Origin of the sequence: Pseudonocardia sp. N23 (genome assembly GCF_002583555.1) — a bacterium.
Taxonomy (GTDB): Bacteria; Actinomycetota; Actinomycetes; order Mycobacteriales; family Pseudonocardiaceae; genus Pseudonocardia.
In genome coordinates this window covers 1-384 of record NZ_BEGX01000086.1, presented here as the reverse complement: position 1 = coordinate 384, position 384 = coordinate 1, and the positions used below count along the sequence as shown (strand labels likewise).

Sequence of the window (384 nt, the reverse complement as noted above, 5' to 3'; positions counted from 1 at the left end):
GAGCGGACGCCTTCTCTGCCTATACCAGACTCCTTCATCCCACCATAAGGCATCTGGTCCGCACGATAGCTCGGAACATCTCCAATAATGACCCCACCCACCTCGAGGTCACGATGCGCACGGAACGCAGTCTGGATATCACGTGTAAAAACACCTGTCTGCAGCCCGAAGTCAGAATCATTAACAGCAGCAAACGCCGAGTCCAGACTGTCGAACGGCGTAATACTTACCACCGGACCGAACGCCTCGTCACGAAGAATTCGCGCGGCGAGCGGAACATCTGCCAAAAGAGTCGGCTCAAGACTTGTTCCATTCCGGCGACCCCCGACCAGAATCTTCGCCCCAGCATGGACTGCGTCATCGATCCACTGCTCGATCCTGATG

At 56.0% G+C, this 384-nt stretch carries 1 protein-coding gene; it reads right to left on the bottom strand.

Going from position 1 to position 384, the window contains the following annotated elements:
- Positions 1-384 (bottom strand): aldehyde dehydrogenase family protein (locus TOK_RS22930; protein ID WP_141566506.1); only part of this gene is annotated, 384 nt, incomplete at both ends.